Origin of the sequence: Citrobacter cronae (assembly GCF_016893685.1) — a bacterium.
Lineage (GTDB): Bacteria > Pseudomonadota > Gammaproteobacteria > Enterobacterales > Enterobacteriaceae > Citrobacter > Citrobacter werkmanii.
This window is the reverse complement of the sequence record NZ_CP069763.1, coordinates 4637317-4656427: the sequence shown is the minus strand read 5'-3', so window position 1 is coordinate 4656427 and position 19111 is coordinate 4637317. Positions and strand designations below refer to the sequence as shown.

General features: G+C 52.3%; 13 protein-coding genes. 6 read left to right on the top strand and 7 right to left on the bottom strand.

Annotated elements, in window-relative coordinates; all coding sequences use genetic code 11:
• Positions 1–24: 24 nt before the first annotated feature.
• The 5 genes from JSN25_RS20145 to atoS form a co-directional block, all read right to left on the bottom strand.
• Complete coding sequence (locus tag JSN25_RS20145) at positions 25–1347, bottom strand: TIGR00366 family protein (protein ID WP_038642224.1); 1323 nt, start codon at positions 1345–1347, stop codon at positions 25–27.
• On the bottom strand, positions 1344–1994 hold the full coding sequence (locus tag JSN25_RS20140; protein WP_087857377.1) for a 3-oxoacid CoA-transferase subunit B: 651 nt from the start codon (positions 1992–1994) through the stop codon (positions 1344–1346). The genes JSN25_RS20145 and JSN25_RS20140 overlap by 4 nt, the downstream gene beginning before the upstream one ends.
• A gap of 2 nt (positions 1995–1996) precedes the next feature.
• Positions 1997–2656 (bottom strand): acetate CoA-transferase subunit alpha, encoded by a 660-nt coding sequence (atoD, locus tag JSN25_RS20135; protein WP_038642220.1) that lies wholly within the window; start codon positions 2654–2656, stop codon positions 1997–1999.
• 198 nt (positions 2657–2854) lie between these two features.
• Positions 2855–4240 carry an acetoacetate metabolism transcriptional regulator AtoC gene (gene atoC / locus JSN25_RS20130; protein WP_110497366.1) on the bottom strand — a complete coding sequence of 462 codons (1386 nt, stop codon included), beginning with the start codon at positions 4238–4240 and terminating at the stop codon, positions 2855–2857.
• Positions 4237–6075 carry a two-component system sensor histidine kinase AtoS gene (atoS, locus tag JSN25_RS20125; RefSeq protein ID WP_038643273.1) on the bottom strand — a complete coding sequence of 613 codons (1839 nt, stop codon included), beginning with the start codon at positions 6073–6075 and terminating at the stop codon, positions 4237–4239. The genes atoC and atoS overlap by 4 nt, the downstream gene beginning before the upstream one ends.
• Positions 6076–6243: 168 nt before the next feature.
• Here atoS and rcsC point away from each other — a divergent pair, with 168 nt between their 5' ends.
• A complete protein-coding gene (rcsC, locus tag JSN25_RS20120; RefSeq protein ID WP_204525292.1) occupies positions 6244–9090 on the top strand; it encodes a two-component system sensor histidine kinase RcsC in 2847 nt (948 codons plus the stop codon).
• 87 nt (positions 9091–9177) lie between these two features.
• Here the strand turns inward: rcsC and rcsB are convergent, their stop codons facing one another.
• Positions 9178–9828: a response regulator transcription factor RcsB gene (gene rcsB / locus JSN25_RS20115; protein WP_003027592.1), complete on the bottom strand. Its 651-nt coding sequence runs from the start codon at positions 9826–9828 to the stop codon at positions 9178–9180.
• Positions 9829–9844: 16 nt separating this feature from the next.
• Complete coding sequence (gene rcsD / locus JSN25_RS20110; RefSeq protein WP_038642214.1) at positions 9845–12514, bottom strand: phosphotransferase RcsD; 2670 nt, start codon at positions 12512–12514, stop codon at positions 9845–9847.
• Between the two features lie 741 nt (positions 12515–13255).
• Between rcsD and JSN25_RS20105 the strand changes: the two genes are divergently transcribed.
• The 5 genes from JSN25_RS20105 to JSN25_RS20085 all read left to right on the top strand — a co-directional run bounded on the left by JSN25_RS20105 (position 13256) and on the right by JSN25_RS20085 (position 19037).
• Positions 13256–14356, top strand: a complete 1101-nt coding sequence (locus JSN25_RS20105; RefSeq protein WP_204525291.1) for a porin OmpC — start codon at positions 13256–13258, stop codon at positions 14354–14356.
• A gap of 115 nt (positions 14357–14471) precedes the next feature.
• A complete protein-coding gene (gene apbE / locus JSN25_RS20100; RefSeq protein WP_199965641.1) occupies positions 14472–15524 on the top strand; it encodes an FAD:protein FMN transferase ApbE in 1053 nt (350 codons plus the stop codon).
• A gap of 79 nt (positions 15525–15603) precedes the next feature.
• Positions 15604–16668, top strand: a complete 1065-nt coding sequence (ada, locus tag JSN25_RS20095) for a bifunctional DNA-binding transcriptional regulator/O6-methylguanine-DNA methyltransferase Ada (protein ID WP_199952646.1) — start codon at positions 15604–15606, stop codon at positions 16666–16668.
• Positions 16668–17318, top strand: a complete 651-nt coding sequence (alkB, locus tag JSN25_RS20090) for a DNA oxidative demethylase AlkB (protein WP_137347674.1) — start codon at positions 16668–16670, stop codon at positions 17316–17318. The genes ada and alkB overlap by 1 nt, the downstream gene beginning before the upstream one ends.
• A 75-nt stretch (positions 17319–17393) precedes the next feature.
• Positions 17394–19037: a multidrug ABC transporter permease/ATP-binding protein gene (locus tag JSN25_RS20085; protein WP_204525290.1), complete on the top strand. Its 1644-nt coding sequence runs from the start codon at positions 17394–17396 to the stop codon at positions 19035–19037.
• Positions 19038–19111 lie beyond the last annotated feature (74 nt).

Below are 19111 nucleotides of genomic sequence, written 5' to 3'. Positions count from 1 at the left end.
GTTCCTTTTAAGAAGTTGTTGCCGTCAGAACAGGGTCAATCCAATAACAAAAATGACGCCGGAGAAGAGCAGGGCGGTGATGCAGTACCCCATAATGTCGCGCACGCCCAGCCCGGCGATGGCCAGAGCCGGTAGCGCCCAGAATGGTTGTGCCATGTTCATCCACTGCTCCCCGTAGGCGATGGCCATCACTGATTTGCCAAGATCGGCACCCAGCGCCTGCGCCGCAGGCATGACGAACGGTCCCTGAATAACCCAATGGCCGCCGCCGGACGGCACGGCAAAGTTAATCAGCGCTGAACTGAAGAAGGTCATCAGCGGGAAGGTATCTTTGTTGGCGACGTTAATGAAAAATTCGGTAATAAGCCCGCCGAGACCGGAGTGCTCCATCATCAACTGAATACCGGCGTAGAAGGGGAATTGCACCAGAATCCCGGCGGTGCTACGTGCGGCAGCGCTGACGGCGCGCATATAGGCCATCGGTGTTTTATGCAGCAGCAGACCGGCAATCATAAACATCAGGTTGACGGTATTGATGGTGATGTTGAAACCTTTCTCAGCAAAGTAGATGCCCAGATAGGCAATACCTAATGCACCGATGATCAGTGCCAGAATGCGGCTTTCTTCCAGTTTTTCCGACGGCGGCGCGTCTGGCGGCAGCTTCTTCTGAAAATCAGCTTCTTCCAGTAATAGTTTCGGATCGATGCTCACCACATCTGTAGGTTTTGGCGTCATCATGCGCGTGATGAACGGCATTACCACAATCAGCGCCACGGTGATGAAGATATTGAAGCCGGTGAACAGGGTATCCGCGACGGGAATTAATCCCGCTATGTGCTCGACCGGGTTGCCAGGCGTTGCCGCCAACAAAGGCATTGAGCCGGAAAAACCACCGCCCCAGGTCAGGAAGCCGATGTAGGCGCAGGCAATCAGTAACGGATAATCGGAACCCGGTACCCGACGAGCGACTTCGCGGGCGAACATCGCCCCGACCACCAGACCGAATCCCCAGTTGATAACGCAGGCAACCGAACCAAAAAAAGTGACCAGCATTACGCCCTGGGCGGGGGTTTTGGCAGCGGATGCCGCCGTACGCAGCAGGCTTTTCACCGGCCCGGAACTGGCTAACGCATGGCCGGTCACGATGATTAGCGCCATCTGCATACCAAACGCCAGCAGGTTCCAGAAACCGTCACCCCAGAATTTCACCATGCTGATGGGCGTCTGTGGCGTTAACCATAGCGCGATGCCGAAGGTCAGCAATGTTAACAACATGGCGAAAATCAGCGGGTCGGGCAGCCAGCGGCTGACCACCCGTGTCATAAAGCGAGCGATGCGGCCAATCATGCGTCACCTCGCAGGATGAGCAGATCGTCGGCAATAGCAAACTGCGCTTCGGTTTTTTCACGCAGCGTGGCGATATCACATCCTTCGACAATTTCAGTTAGCCACATTTTGCCGTCAATAAAGCGGAATACGGCAAGTTCAGTGACCAGCATGTGCACAGCATGCTGCGCGGTGAGTGGCATGGTGCATTGCCGCAGGATTTTTGCTGAGCCGTCTTTCGCGCAATGCTCCATGGCAATAATGACTTTCCGTGCACCGGTCACCAGATCCATAGCGCCCCCCATGCCGGGCACCATCTTGCCGGGAACCACCCAGTTGGCAAGGTTTGCCTGCTCATCGACCTGTAACCCACCCAGCACACAGGCATCAACGTGACCGCCGCGAATCAACGCGAACGACATGGCGCTATCAAACATCGCCGCGCCTGGCAAAATACCGCACGGTTGGCCGCCCGCGTTTACCAGGTCAGGATGCGCGGTGGTCACTGGGCCCAGTCCCAGAAAACCATTCTCAGATTGCAGCGTAATGTGAATATCTGCAGGCAAGTAGTTGGCTACCATGGTTGGCAGGCCAATACCTAAGTTGACGATATCGCCATCGCGAAGCTCTTGCGCCACCCGGCGCGCAATACGGTGTTTAGCATCCATGATTAGCTCTCCTGTGGAATGACGATATGGTCGATAACGGCGCCGGGGGTAACAATCTGGTCAGGCTGCAGCTCGCCTGTTTCAACCATTTCATCCGGTTCAACCAGCGTGATGTCAGCGGCGAGAGCAATCAGAGGGTTAAAGTTTCGGGCGCTGAGCTGGTAGGTGAGGTTGCCAAGCATGTCAGAGCGATGGGCGCGAATAAGCGCTAAATCGGCGCGCAATGGGCGTTCAAGAAGCCAGGTTTTGCCCTCGAGCGTGATGGTCTGCTTACCATCTTCCACGATGGTGCCAACGCCGGTAGGCGTCAGAAAACCACCAAGACCCGCGCCGCCGCAGCGAATTTGCTCGATCAGGGTACCTTGCGGAACCAACTGTACGTCCATCTCGCCAGCAATCATGCGACGACCGGTTTCCGGGTTGGTGCCAATGTGCGAGGCAATGACTTTGCTCACCCGCCCATTGACGATCAGTGGCCCGATACCGGTATCGACAAATGCAGTATCGTTAGCAATCAGCGTCAGATCTCTGACGCCGGATTCCAGTAGGGCTTCAACCAGGCGAGGCGGTGTGCCAACCCCCATAAAACCACCGACCATGATGGTCATGCCGTCACGAAAGAAGCCTGCAGCGTCTTGTAAGGTAATCAGTTTTGTTTTCATTATGTTTCCCTTTTGCATACTCCATTTTGGGTACGCTCAGGGAAGTGCAAGCAGAATGCCAGGATGCTTTAAAAGACGTATTAATCTTTAATCGTTTGAATTTATTAATGTATTTCTATATTTCTAACGGGGAGGTAAAGCGAGGGGCTATGCAGGATTTTGCGCAGTGTGCAAAATTCTGCATAGCAAATTTGCGTATCAGGAACCCGAAGGGTCGATGCCGTACTCTTGTAATTTATACATCAGGGCGCGTCGGCTAATCCCCAGCATCAACGCCGTGCGGGTGCGGTTGCCGTCCTGACTGTCGAGGACTTCGAGGATAATGCGTTTTTCCTCACGCTTAATCTCTTCTTTCAGATTGCGCTCCCCGGAGTGAGTCGGTTTTGTCTCTGTCGTGGCGCTCACCGGGTTGCGGAAAGCGTCGGGGAGATCGTCGGCAAAAATTATCGCGCCAGTATTCATAATGACGGCACGTTCGATGACGTTTGACAGTTCACGAATGTTACCCGGCCAGGACCAGGCGGTGAGCATCGACATTGCCGTCGGGTCGATCTCGATAATATCGCGCTGATTTTCAGCGCTGAATTTTTGTAAAAAGTGGTTGGCGAGTAAGGCAATGTCTTCACGACGCTCGCGTAAGGGAGGCAAAGTTAAATGGATAACGTTGAGCCGGTAAAACAGGTCTTCGCGAAACGTTCCTTCCTTCACCATGGTTTGCAGGCAGCGGTTGGTGGCGGCGACGATACGAATATCAACGCGAATGGTCTGGTGCCCGCCGATGCGTTCAAACTCTCTCTCCTGCAAAATACGCAGCAGTTTGGCCTGCAACACCAGCGGCATCTCACCAATTTCATCAAGCAACAGCGTTCCCTGATGAGCGCGCTCGAATAACCCCTGACGCAACGTCTGTGCTCCGGTGAAAGCGCCTTTTTCGTGACCAAATAGCTCGCTTTCCAGCAGCGACTCCGGCAGAGCCGCGCAGTTAACTTTGATAAATGGGCCATTGGCGCGTTTGCTGTTGTAGTGAATGGCGCGGGCGATCAGCTCTTTTCCTGTGCCGCTTTCACCGCTTATCAGAACATTGGCCTGTGAGAGGGCGATTTTCGCCGTGTCTTTACAGATATCCATCATACGCGGACTGTTGGTCAGAATATGCCCCCACTGCCAGCTGGTGCTCAACGCTTTGTGTAGATTGCGGATTTCCTGTTTCATCTCCTGCAGTTGCAATGCGCGTTGAATCACCATGCTTAGCTCGTCGAGATCAAAGGGCTTAATCACGTAATCAAATGCGCCGCTACGTAGCGCTTCTACGGCGGTTTCGACTTCGGCATACGCGGTCATCAGAATGACAGGGATACGGGGTTGCTGGGCGCGCATCACTTTCAGCGCGTCGATGCCGTCCATCTCCGGCATGCGAATATCCATCAGCACGACGTCTGGCTGCGTTTCGCTAAACAGGCTCAGCGCGGCTTTCCCGTCGCTGGCGCAATGCGTTTCATGTCCTTGCAGGGAAAATGCGGTGGCAAGCATACGGCGAACATTTTCTTCATCATCAACGATGAGAATACGGTATGTCGTTTTCATTCTGACGGATTTCCCAGCGGGTTAAGAGGTAAAATCAGGGTAAATATCGCCCCACAGCCAGGCTGGCTGGTTACGTGGATATCCCCCTGATGCGCATTGATAATGCGCTGGCTCAGCGCCAGTCCAAGACCAGTGCCTGATGCTTTCGTCGTAAAAAAGGGATCGAATATTTTCTTCTGAATGGCGAGATCGATACCATTGCCATTATCTTCAATCATCACGGCCTGTTGTGAGGCCGAGTATTGCCAGGTGCGAATGCGAATTTCGCCTCGCGCAGCGATCGCCTGTACTGCATTGATTAAAATGTTGAGGATCACCTGCTTGAGGAGTTCGCGATCGGCGACGATCGGCGGCAGGCTGGGATCTAATTCCGTGGTAAAACCAATCCGTGCCTGAAGGCCGGCGGTTTGCACCAGGATTAGCGTCTCTTCAATCAACGCATTGAGCTGAATCTGCTGCCACTGGCTTTGTCGCGGACGTGAAAAATCTAACAGCTGTTGAATAACTTTATTGATGGAATCAATTTCGTTAAGCACAACAGATAAATACTCCTGATGTTCCGGTAGGGAGGTTTGCTGGCGGATGATCTGGACGTAGCCACGGATTGCGGTCAGCGGGTTTCTCACTTCATGCGCGACTCCGGCCATCAGTTCACCCAGAGTGGCGAGCCTTTCGGTTTGCGCCAACCGACGCTGGGTCTCTTTCCGGGCAGTTAAATCGGAGAAAATAACCAGCGCGCCAATCAGTTCGCCGTGTGCGTTATGGATCCGGCTGGTGGTAACACTTATCTCGATGGTGCGTTCACGTCCCGGAAAGCTAATCTCCTGAGCCACGTGCTCAGTACCGTGCTCGAGAGTATCCAGTACCGGGCTATGAAACTGCGTATTGGCAAACAGCGTCGCATAAGATTGACCCACCAGCTCATGCAGCGAGTAGCCCGTTATCTGCTCTGCCGCCGGGTTCATGGTGGTGACGTCGCCTTGTCTGTCGATGGCGATCACACCATCTGCGGCATTTTCAATAATCAGATCGTTGAGGGTTTTGGTGTCCCGTAGCGTTTGCGCCAGCGCATTAACGCTACGGCTGATTTGTCCCAACTCGCCGGGGAGTTCAGGCAGTCGGGCGGGCGTTTTTTGTGCCAGCGTTGAGAGTCCATCAGTGATAATGTCGATATTCGCGCTGAGTCGGCGTGAAAAATGCACGATCAGCAGCAGGCTAAAAATGAGCCCGGTAACCAGTACGGCAATTATCCTGACGTCCATTCTCCAGGCCTGCTGGCGAATATCTTGGGTTAGTTCATTGGCCCAGATATACCCAATAACCTCTCCCTGGCGCTCTATTGGGATCATGGAGTTGAGTATGTCGCCACGCACCTGTCGCCCTGAATAGACCACTGGCGCATTGCTACTCATCACTTCGCGTCCCGGATGATCGTCGGTGATAGTGATACCTACATTGCTCTGATACAGCGCAGAGGGCGCGTAGGTGATAATGGCATCCAGCGCTTTGTGGTAATACCCTGCGCCAACGCCGGGAAACGCCCGGGTAATTCGCTCGGTAACAGGAGCTAACTCATGATTAAGCGCCCGAATGCGCTCTTCGCGCGGCAGGTTATCGTAGTCGTTAAAGCTGTCGCCCAGTGCATCATTTAGCAGCGCTATGACTGATGACAGTTTTTTCTCTTTTTCAGATAAGACTGCTGAACGGCCTTCAGTTTCTACGATATAACCTATGGATATCGTCGGAATGATGACCATCAGAATGGCCATCATGATCATTTGGTTGCGTAATCGTCGTGGATATAACCGACGAGCCAGCCATCTCAGGTCGCGCATTCTGACATCCGTGCTGTGTGTTTCAGGCAAACGACGATTATCACGGGTTAAGACAACGGTTTCAGAGCGGTGTATCATATTCCCGTAAAGAGAGGGCATTGCGACGCCGGACATTTACCGCTACCTTAACCACACTCTATTAATGCCCTGAGGCGGAGCTTCGCCCCTTTGAAATACCTTGCTTCCGTTCATTCAACCCTAAAAGTCTCACGCTACCTGTTCAGAGCGTTGGCGCTCCTGATCTGGTGTCTGATCGCTTTTGCCTCCGTGTTCTACATTGTGAACGCGCTGCACCAGAGAGAGTCTGAGATCCATCAGGAACTTAACCTCAGCTCCGATCAGGCCCAGCGTTATATCCAGCGCACATCGGATGTTATTAAAGAGCTGAAATATATTGCCGAGAATCGCTTAACGGCGGAAAACGGCGTGATGTCGCTGCGGGCGCGGGATGACAAAACCGTCGTACCTAATTTTGAGCCGCTGTTTGCCGACTCCGACTGTTCGGTGATGGGCAACGCCTGGCGAGGTTCTCTGGAGTCGCTGGCGTGGTTTATGCGCTACTGGCGCGACAATTTTTCTGCTGCCTATGATTTGAATCGCATATTCCTGATCGGCAGCGATAATCTCTGTATGGCGAACTTTGGTCTGCGTGAGATGCCCGTCGAACGTGACCAGGCCCTGAAAGCGCTGCATGAGCGCATTATTAAGTATCGCAATGCGCCGCAGGATGAAAACGGTAATAACCTGTTCTGGATTAGCCAGGGGCCGCGTCCTGGAGTGGGCTATTTCTATGCGCTGACGCCGGTTTATCTTGCCAACCGTCTGCAGGCGCTGCTGGGCGTGGAACAACCTATTCGCATGGAGAACTTCTTCACGCCGGGCAGTTTGCCTATGGGGGTGACCATTCTCGATGAAAATGGTCATGCGCTGATTTCGCTCACCGGCCCTGAGGGGAATATTAAGGCTGAACCACGCTGGATGCAGGAGCGTTCCTGGTTTGGTTATACGCCGGGTTTTCGCGATCTGGTGCTGAAGAAAAATCTCCCGCCGTCATCGCTGAGCATTGTGTACTCTGTTCCGGTTGATCTGGTGCTGGAGCGGATCCGCATGATGATCCTGAACGCTATTCTGCTGAATGTGCTGGTCGGCGCGGCATTGTTTATGCTTACGCGTATGTATGAGCGGCGTATTTTTATTCCTGCGGAAAGCGATGCTCAGCGCCTGGAGGAACACGAGCAATTTAACCGTAAAATCGTGGCTTCCGCGCCGGTGGGGATTTGTATTTTGCGCACGCTGGATGGCATTAACATCCTGAGTAATGAACTGGCGCATACCTATCTGAACATGCTGACGCATGAAGACCGGCAACGGTTAACGCAGATCATCTGCGGCCAGCAGGTTAATTTTGTCGATGTGCTGACCAGTAACAATACCAATCTGCAAATCAGCTTTGTGCATTCGCGCTATCGCAATGAAAACGTGGCAATTTGCGTCCTGGTTGACGTCAGTGCGCGCGTTAAAATGGAAGAGTCGTTGCAGGAGATGGCCCAGGCGGCGGAACAGGCGAGTCAGTCCAAATCGATGTTCCTTGCGACAGTGAGCCATGAGCTGCGTACGCCGCTGTATGGCATTATCGGTAACCTCGATTTGTTGCAAACCAAAGAGTTACCCAACGGGGTGGATCGCCTGGTGACGGCGATGAATAACTCTTCCAGCCTGCTGTTGAAAATTATCAGCGATATTCTCGATTTCTCGAAAATTGAATCTGAACAGTTGAAGATTGAACCGCGCGAGTTCTCACCGCGTGAAGTGATGAGCCATATTACGGCAAACTATCTGCCGCTGGTGGTGCGTAAGCAGTTGGGATTGTACTGTTTTATCGACCCGGATGTGCCCGTCGCGTTGAATGGCGATCCTATGCGTTTACAGCAGGTGATCTCCAATCTGCTGAGTAACGCGATCAAGTTTACCGATACCGGCTGCATTGTGCTGCATGTGCAGTGTGACGGTGATTACCTCAGTATCCGTGTGCGTGATACCGGGGTGGGTATCCCCGCCAAAGAAGTGGTCCGTTTGTTCGATCCTTTCTTCCAGGTGGGCACTGGCGTACAGCGTAATTTCCAGGGAACCGGGCTCGGTTTGGCTATCTGTGAAAAACTGATCAGCATGATGGATGGCGACATTTCCGTTGATTCAGAACCGGGAATGGGCAGCCAGTTTACGCTCCGTATTCCTCTTTATGGCGCCCAGTATCCGCAGAAAAAAGGCGTAGAAGGACTGGCTGGCACCCGTTGCTGGCTGGCGGTGCGTAACGCATCGCTGTATCGCTTTGTCGAATCCAGTTTGATGCGTAGCGGGGTGACCGTGCTGCGTTATGAGGGGCAGCGCCCGGATGCTGATGACTTGTTGGTTGCCGATGATGTGCTGGAACAGGCGTGGCAAGGACGTGCCGCGGTGATTTTATGCCGTCGCCATATTGGGATTCCGTTGGAAAGGGGGCCAGGGGAGTGGGTGCACAGCGTGGCGTCACCGCACGAACTGCCCGCGCTGCTGGCGCATATTTACAGCGTTGATCTGGGGAGTGAAGAACTCTCGACGGCGCTACCCGCCCCGGATAAAGTCGGCGCTACCAACGATGACATGATGATACTGGTGGTCGACGATCATCCTATCAACCGGCGTTTACTGGCCGATCAACTGGGATCGTTGGGATATCAGTGTAAAACGGCGAATGACGGTGTCGATGCCCTCAATGTACTGAGTAAAAACCATATCGACATCGTGCTGAGCGACGTCAACATGCCAAACATGGATGGTTATCGCCTGACTCAGCGCATCCGCCAGTTAGGTTTAACGTTGCCGGTTGTGGGCGTGACGGCAAACGCGCTGGCTGAAGAGAAGCAGCGGTGTCTGGAATCCGGTATGGATAGCTGTCTTTCCAAGCCAGTGACATTAGATGTATTGAAGCAAACGCTGACGGTCTATGCGGAAAGAGTGAGGAAGGCGCGGGGATAAAGATGCCGGATAGCGGGGTTTGCCTTACCAGGCCTACGGAACAAACTGTTCGTAGGCCTGGTAAACGCAGTGCCATCAGGCAGTTAATTACTCTTTATCTGAAGGACTCAGCGTCACGGAAGAGAGGTAATTCAACAGCGCGATATCGTTTTCCACACCGAGTTTCATCATCGCCGATTTTTTCTGGCTGCTGATGGTTTTAATACTGCGGTTGAGCTTTTTGGCAATTTCAGTCACCAGGAAACCTTCGGCAAACAGGCGCAGAACTTCGCTCTCTTTCGGTGACAGGCGTTTGTCGCCATAGCCACTGGCGCTGATTTTTTCCAGCAGACGAGAAACGCTTTCCGGAGTAAATTTCTTCCCCTTTTGCAGCGCGGCCAGCGCTTTCGGCAGGTCTGTTGGCGCGCCTTGCTTCAGGACAATCCCTTCAATATCGAGATCCAGCACCGCGCTCAGGATGGCCGGGTTATTGTTCATGGTCAGTACAATAATCGACAGGCTCGGGAAATGGCGCTTGATGTATTTTATTAACGTGATCCCATCACCGTATTTATCTCCCGGCATGGAGAGGTCGGTAATCAACACATGAGCATCTAACTTAGGCAAATTGTTGATCAGTGCTGTGGAGTCTTCAAATTCGCCGACAACATTAACCCACTCGATCTGTTCAAGTGATTTACGAATACCGAACAGTACAATCGGGTGGTCATCGGCAATAATTACGTTCATAGTGTTCATGTATTGGGCTACCTTGCTACAGCAAGCTCTTGACGTATGCGTCAATGTCGCTGATGTATTTTTCTATACCTGGAGCATCTTTCTCTTGAATAAGATGTTCCAGCGCTTCACATAACTGCTTGCCGGGTACCAGATTAAGCATGGCAAACACGCCTTTCAGGCGATGAGCCGTTTGGGCTAACGCAGCGAAATCACTGATTGCTGCCTCAGTATACAACCTCTTAACATCATCCGGTACTGTGTCTACAAAGAGTGCATAGTAACCGCTGGCATGAAGTTCGGCGTTTGCATCTCCGCCGAGGGGGAGCTCCTGGAGCTCTTCTTGTGCCAACTGCTCTTCTATCAGCTCGAGGACAGCTTCCTGCATAGCATTGCTCATATTAAAGTTGACGCGCAGCTGGCCGGGGCCAATTTTCCGTACGCCAGACTCATCATCGCTTAAAAGCAAGCCCGAGGCAGTAAGATTAGACGGATTATCTGTTAAAAAGAGATCATATTCTTGACTATTCAACCGTTCGTCGGGCGTGATGCAGGTTGCCCCCCAGTTTTCCAGTTGACGTAATACGATGCTCCGTACGTCATTAGAGGTCACATCAACCATCACGCAGACGTCATCTAACAGGCGCTCTTCACTATCAGCATGTTGATCGTGCAGTGGCATTTTAACATGGACTATATAACGTGTTCCAAGCTCTTCCCGCGCTTTAATGTTCAGGTGTCCACCCAGCTTACGGGCTAACTGATCGCACAGCCAAAACGTTAACGGGTTGGCTTTGCCATAACGATCGCCTTGTGTGTCATTAATGAACGGGAAATGCAGGTTATCAACTTCCTGTAACGTGACGCCTTCCCCGGTGTCCAGAATGCGGAAAGTCAGACGTTCAGCTTCCGATTCATCCTGGTCGACCTCCAGTGTGATTTTACCAATCTGCGTGGTGGTTACCGCATATTGAATCAGCAACAGCAAAATACGACGCAGGGCATCGCGGTCGCCACGGCGTTCGTCATGAGCGCTAAGGTGATTTTTAATCAGTAGCTGCAGCCCTTTACGCTTAATGGCCGGCAACACCTCCGGGACCACGTCGTCAATCAAGGCCTGCACGGAAAACAGCGTCGATTCACCTTTCCAGGCGTCGCTTTCCAGCAAGTTAGCCAACTGGATTTCATCCACCATGCGAACCAGAACGTCGGCCTGATTGGCCAGTTTTTGGCTGTCGGGGGTATTGAGCGCGGCGGCATTAGCAGCCAGTGTTTTAGCCGGGTCCTTCAGCGCATTACCAATATTCTGCATAAAGGCCGCGCGGGCCTGCTGGTTTTTCTCATACAGCCGCTGCGCTTGCTTCAACTTCTTATTAACCAGTACTTCACGGTCCTGGTCACGAATGATAAAGATCTGCGTTCGCGATGAGATCTGGCTGCGAAACAGCCTGATTTCATACAGTTCATTATTGATAGTGGCCTGAATAACGCCCTGATGTTGTTCCGCCATACTGGTAATATTTTGCAGATTTAAATGCGGCAGCAGGTGGTCGGCAATTTTATTGCTAATTACCGTGCGGTTGGCTTCTTGATCGTGCACCAACAATCCCAGCGGCAGCAGGGAAACAATCTCTTCATTGATCGCACGCAGGATCCGCAGTTCATTATTTGCCGCATGATTTGGCGCCACTTCGGTTGAACGGGCAGGGAGGTGACGAAAGGTGGTATAACCAAACAGCGCCAGGGCCAGCAACGCGATGTTCAGTAACAGCGGCAGCAGAATGTTTTGCAGCGTATCGAGTAGCAATGAGCCAAATGGAACCTGCCAGACCAGCCGCATATCCGTCGTGTCCAGCGCCGATGAGATCTCAATTTTACTGTTGTTGAAGCTAATACTGACGCTGTCAGGCGACTCTTTTTCATTGACGTGTTCAGTCGTTGAACTGGCATCAGGGACCAGATGGAAACTGTCCAGCGGCATGCCGGCAGGGATCAGGTCATTAATCGGCAGGTCAAAGGCGACAACCGTTGCCAGATGTCCCGGCTGATTAAAGGTCGTGCGCAGCGTGAAGTAATGTCCGTTTTGCCAGACCAGACGGCGCAACGACGAGAAGCTTTCGCGCTCATCCAGCGCATTGGCCTGCTGCAACATTTCAGCGCGCCGGGAGTCGACAATATTACCGATCGTCGATTCCTTAAAGCCGGAAGTCAGATCTTTTAGCGGCAATGTTGAGATAAGGATCAGGCTATTGTCCTGACCATTAAGGTAATACATTGACCATGGAATATTTTCCGCGCCCCACAGCGTATCCAGATAGGTTGAGATTCGTTGGGTCATCTCCAGCGTAGAGCTGTCATGCGAGCCGAAAATCAGCGCCTCGGTTTTTCTGCGAGGTTTTTCAAGATAGTAGACATCTTGTTTCAGGCGAGTTTCCTGCAGCCCTTCTGCGCCAGGCGAGCTCGGCGTGGCGGCAATATTGTCATAAATTTGCCAGGTCACGTATCGCCAGGTATCGACCCTTTTATGAATGGCATGGGTGATATCGACAATCTGATAGCTCTTATCCTTTAGCCAGGTATTGACGGCGCTCTGGACCATGACGCCCATCATCACCAACAGCACCACGATCAGTAATAAGAAGTAACGGGTAATATTTCCCGGTAGTAGGGAGAATCGGGTAGAAGCCGTTGTGTCAGACTGACTCATTCGTGTTTATGACCTGTTAAACGACGCGAAAGTTGAAGGGGCAGTATAAAGGGTAATGTATGAATTGCCATACCTGGACCATGCCACAGAGTTTGCATTGTCTACGTCACATTTTGCTGCAACCCCCGATGGTGCAAAAGTGTACAGTGGATAATAACGGGTACAAATATTTTGTAGTGAATGTATACATTTAGCATTAAATAACAAGAAATTAATAATAAGGTTTATTTCTGATCTCGACGTGACGGGGTGATTAATAGACGTGATAGTTTTTCATCGGTAGCACAGAGCAGTCAGCTTTGTGTAAAGAAGAGTAAAAAAAAACCGAACGCAGAGCATTCGGTTGAAATAGGGGTAAACAGACATTCATGAATGAATGACGGTAATAAATAAAGTTAATGATGATAGCGAGTCTATTTTAGTTGCGAGTGAAGATTTTTTTTTATCATTCAGTGCTATGGTTGCTCTTTGTTTAATTTATTGATTTATATATATTTTATAATAATTCTTGACTATTTGTGCTTATTCTCTCCATTTTCTTAATTAAAAAAAGTTCCCTTTTGTTAATATTTTGAAACATCTACATAGATAAATGAAACATCTTTAAAGTATTAGTATCATATTCGTGTTGGATTATTCTGTGTTTTTGCGGAGAATGAAGTTGCCGACTGGTTAATGAGGGTTAGCCAGTGAGCAGTGGCATAAAAAAGCAATAAAGGCATATAACAGAGGGTTAATAACATGAAAGTTAAAGTACTGTCCCTCCTGGTACCGGCTCTGCTGGTAGCAGGCGCAGCAAATGCGGCTGAAATTTACAACAAAGACGGCAACAAATTAGACCTGTACGGTAAAGTCGATGGTCTGCACTATTTCTCTGATGACTCTTCTAAAGATGGTGATCAGACCTATATGCGTATCGGCTTCAAAGGCGAAACCCAGGTTAACGACCAACTGACCGGTTACGGCCAGTGGGAATACCAGATCATGGGTAACTCCTCTGAAAACGAAAACAACGCCTGGACCCGTGTGGCGTTTGCTGGTCTGAAGTTCGCTGATGCAGGTTCTTTCGACTACGGTCGTAACTACGGCGTGGTTTACGACGTAACCTCCTGGACCGACGTTCTGCCGGAATTCGGCGGTGACACCTATGGTGCGGACAACTTCATGCAGCAGCGTGGTAACGGCTTCGCGACCTACCGTAACACCGACTTCTTCGGTCTGGTTGATGGCCTGAACTTTGCCATTCAGTACCAGGGTAAAAACGGTAGCCCGGAAGGCGAAGGCATGACGGGTGTGACCGGCAACGGTCGTGATGCACTGAATCAGAACGGCGACGGCGTTGGCGGATCTATCACTTATGATATCGGTGAAGGCTTCTCCCTGGGTACTGCAGTCACCAGCTCTAAACGTACTGACGAGCAGAACAAGCTGAATTTCGGTACTGGCGATCGTGCTGAAACTTACACTGGTGGTCTGAAATACGACGCGAACAACGTGTACCTGGCAGCACAGTACACCCAGACCTACAACGCAACGCGTGCGGGTAACCTGGGCTGGGCTAACAAAGCGCAGAACTTCGAAGCTGTTGCGCAGTACCAGTTCGACTTCGGTCTGCGTCCGTCTGTGGCTTACCTGCAGTCTAAAGGTAAAGACCTGAACAATGGTTACGGTGACCAGGACATCGTGAAATATGTTGATGTTGGCGCAACCTACTACTTCAACAAAAACATGTCCACTTATGTTGATTACAAAATCAACCTGCTGGATGACAACCAGTTCACCCAACGTGCCGGTATCTCTACCGATGACATCGTAGCACTGGGCCTGGTTTACCAGTTCTAATCTGCGTTCATGTTGTTAAAAGGCCCTGCGGGGCCTTTTTTAATGCTTTTTTTTCGCCGTACAAACAACGATTTTTGGTGTACTCTTGCGCCCGTTCGCATGAGGATAATTACGTATGGAAATGAATTTTTATCGCGCAGCGCTGCTGGCTGTGACGATCTTTTTTGTCGGGTGCGATGAGGCCCCGAAACCGGCTCAGACCGCACAATCCGCCACCGTTCTGGAAGGTAAAACGATGGGCACTTTCTGGCGGGTCAGCGCGGTGGGCGTGGATGCCAAACGCGCCAGGGAGTTGCAGGCGAAGATCCAGACTCAGCTTGATGCTGACGATCAGCTTCTTTCAACCTATAAAAATGATTCTGCCCTGATGCGCTTTAATCTGTCGAAAAGTCTGTCGCCGTGGCCGGTCAATGACGCTATGGCGGATATCGTCACGTCGGCGCTGCGAATTGGCGCGAAAACCGATGGGGCGATGGATATCACCGTGGGACCGTTGGTCAACCTGTGGGGTTTCGGTCCGGATCAGCAACCCGTACACATTCCCACTCAGGCGCAAATTGACGCCGCAAAAGCGCAAACCGGACTTTCACATTTGAAAGTGATTAATGAGGCTCATCGGGATTACCTGCAAAAAGACTTGCCGGATCTGTATGTGGATCTGTCTACCGTTGGTGAAGGTTATGCCGCCGATCATCTGGCGCGACTGATGGAGCAAGAGGGGATCGCCCGTTATCTGGTTTCCGTTGGCGGTGCGCTAAACAGCCGTGGTATGAATGCGGAAGGCCATCCATGGCGGGTGGCGATCCAGAAACCCACCGATCGAGAAAACGCGGTGCAAGCGGTTGTCGACATTAACGGGCACGGCATCAGCACCTCCGGTAGCTACCGTAACTATTACGAGCTGGACGGTAAACGCCTGTCGCATGTTATCGATCCGCAAACCGGTCGTCCGATCGAACACAATCTGGTGTCTGTGACGGTGATAGCCCCTACGGCGCTGGAGGCTGACGGCTGGGATACCGGTTTGATGGTGCTCGGCCCGGAAAAGGCTAAAGAAGTGGTGCGTCGTGAAGGGCTGGCGGTGTATATGATTGTGAAAGAGGGGCAAGGGTTTAAAACCTGGATGTCGCCGCAGTTTAAAAGCTTTCTGCTCAGCGAAAAAAATTAAAAAGCAAGATTGCGGGTTTTTATACCTGGCTATCAGGACACACTGAGGCTAAGCGCTATGCTTAACAAAGGAGTCCATAATGAAAAGTCGTTTACACATAACTGATGATGACCGCTGGCAGTCTGTTGTGGATCGTGATGCTGACGCCGACGGTCAGTTTGTTTTCGCCGTTCACACCACCGGTATTTTCTGCCGTCCGTCCTGTCGGGCGAAACATGCGCTGCGCAAAAATGTCAGTTTCTTTGCTGATGCCCAGCAGGCGCAGGCCGCCGGGTTTCGGCCCTGTAAACGCTGCCAGCCGGATAAAGACAGCGCGCAGCAGCATCGGCTGGACAAAATAGCCCACGCCTGTCAGTTGCTGGAGCAGGAGTCGCCCCTCACGCTGGATGAGCTGGCGCAGCAGGTGGCGATGAGCCCGTATCACTTGCACCGTCTGTTTAAAGCCACGACGGGCATGACCCCGAAAGCGTGGCAGCAGTCCTGGCGCGCTCGTCGTCTGCGCGATGCCCTGGCAAAAGGAGCACCAGTAACCGAGGCGATTCTGAACGCCGGATTCCCCGACAGCAGCAGCTATTACCGGCAAGCGGATCAGGCACTAGGGATGACCGCCAGGCAATTTCGCAAAGGCGGCGACAACGTTTCTGTGCGCTATACCTTGGCAGATTGCGCCCTGGGTCGTTGCCTGGTGGCGGAAAGCGAACGCGGTATCTGCGCGATCTTGCTGGGTGATGATGATGCTACATTGGTCGCGGAACTGCATGAGCTGTTTCCCGCCGCTCAGGATGAAGCAGCCGATGCCGATTTCCAGCAGCATGTGCGTGAGGTCATCGCCGTGATTAATACGCGCAATACGCCGCTGTCGCTGCCGCTGGATGTCCGCGGGACCGCATTCCAACTGCAGGTGTGGCAGGCGCTGCGCGCAATCCCATGTGGGAAGACGGTTAGTTACCAGCAGTTAGCCAGCGCCATCGGTAAACCGAAAGCGGTGCGCGCGGTGGCCAGCGCCTGCGGAGCCAACAAACTGGCGATTGTCATCCCGTGTCACCGGGTGATCCGTAATGATGGCGCGCTTTCGGGCTACCGCTGGGGTATTGCGCGCAAGGCGCAGTTACTGCAACGAGAAACTACTGGGGAGGAAACGTAATGCTTGATCTCTTTGCGGATGAGAAACCCTGGCAGGAACCGCTGGCATCCGGCGCGGTAATTTTGCGGCGTTTTGCCTTTGAGTCCGCGCCGTCTTTGCTGCAGGCGATCGCGGCTGTCGCCCGACAGTCGCCGTTTCGCCAGATGGTGACGCCCGGCGGTTACACGATGTCGGTGGCGATGACCAACTGCGGTCATTTGGGCTGGACGACGGATCAACATGGTTACCTTTATTCTCCGTTTGACCCGCTTTCCGGTGCGCCATGGCCGCCGATGCCGGATGCTTTCGCTGCACTGTGCCAGCAGGCGGCAACGGCGGCGGGCTATGCCGATTTTCAACCCGATGCCTGCCTTATTAACCGCTACACGCCAGGGGCGAAACTGTCATTACATCAGGATAAAGACGAACCTGACCTGCGGGCGCCTATCGTTTCTGTCTCGCTGGGGTTACCGGCCATCTTTCAGTTTGGCGGTTTGCGCCGTAATGACCCTTTAAAACGTTTACTGCTGGAGCATGGCGATGTCGTGGTATGGGGTGGGAACTCACGGTTGTTTTATCATGGGATCCAGCCACTTAAGACAGGGTATCATCCGTTAACCGGTGACTGTCGTTACAATCTGACGTTTCGCCAGGCTGGTAAAAAAGAATAAAAATAAGAATTATTATTGCTGTCGGCAAAGAGATGTTTAAACTGCGGGCTGTTATTACTTGTCCGGGTTGTTTGCATGGAACTTTTATTTCTTGTCTGGCGGCAGTATCGCTGGCCATTTATCAGCGTCATGGCGCTCAGCCTCGCCAGCGCTGCATTGGGAATTGGGCTGATTGCGTTTATTAACCAGCGCCTGATTGAAACGGTCGACACCACATTGATGGTGCTGCCGGAGTTTCTTGGCCTGCTGCTATTGTTGATGATTGTCACCCTCGGCTCACAGTTGGCGTTAACCACGCTGGGACACCACTTTGTTTACCGCCTGCGTAGTGAATTTATCAAGCGTATTCTGGACACCCACGTCGAGCGTATCGAACAGCTTGGCAGCGCCTCGTTGCTGGCCGGTTTAACCAGCGATATCCGCAACATCACCATTGCTTTTGTTCGTCTGCCTGAGCTGGTGCAGGGGATTATCCTGACCATCGGGTCGGCGGCGTATCTGGCGATGCTATCAACCAAAATGCTGCTGGTGACGGCAATCTGGATGGCAATCACCATCTGGGGCGGGTTTGTGCTGGTCGCGCGGGTATATAAACATATGGCGACCCTGCGCGAAACAGAAGACAAATTGTACAACGATTACCAGACGGTGCTGGAAGGGCGCAAAGAGTTGACGCTCAACCGCGAGCGCGCCGAGCATATCTTTAATCAATTATACGTCCCGGACGCTAAAGAATATCGTCACCATATTATCCGTGCCGATACCTTCCACCTCAGCGCGGTGAACTGGTCGAACATTATGATGCTGGGCGCCATTGGCCTGGTGTTCTGGATGGCTAACAGTCTGGGCTGGGCGGATACCGCCGTGGCGGCGACCTATTCGCTGACGCTGTTATTCCTGCGTACGCCGCTGCTTTCTGCCGTTGGCGCATTGCCGACGCTGCTCACCGCACAGGTCGCTTTTAACAAGCTGAATAAGTTCTCACTGGCGCCCTTTAAGGCCGAATTCCCGCGACCAACCGCGTTCCCGGACTGGCAAACGCTGGAGCTGCGTAACGTGGTATTCCACTATCAGGATAATGCGTTCTCTGTCGGACCGGTAAATCTGACTATTCGTCGCGGGGAACTGATCTTCCTGATTGGCGGCAATGGTAGCGGGAAATCCACACTGGCTATGTTACTCACCGGGTTGTATCAGCCGCAGTCAGGCGAGATCCTGCTCGACGGCAAAGCGGTTGCTGTCGAAAAACCAGAGGACTATCGCAAGCTGTTCTCCGCCGTGTTTACCGACGTCTGGTTGTTCGACAAACTGCTCGGTCCGGAAGGTAAAGAGGCCGATCCGGCGCTGGTGGCGAAGTGGCTGGAACATCTGAAGATGGGGCACAAGCTTGAGCTGAACGATGGGCGTATTCTCAATCTCAAGCTGTCGAAAGGGCAGAAAAAACGCGTAGCGCTGCTGCTGGCGCTGGCGGAGGAGCGTGACATTATTCTGCTGGATGAATGGGCTGCCGATCAGGACCCGCACTTTCGCCGTGAGTTCTATCAGGTGTTATTGCCGCTGATGCAGGAAATGGGTAAAACCATCTTCGCTATTAGCCATGACGATCACTATTTTATTCACGCCGATCGTCTGTTGGAGATGCGTAACGGACAGTTAAGTGAATTAGTGGGCGATGAGCGTGACGCCGCCTCGCGAGATGCCGTCGCTCGTACTGCGTAATCCCTGCAACCGCCGGTTTTTTAGCCGCCCGGCGGTTGCGTTTATTGTTATTTACATAAATCGGCATCATGATT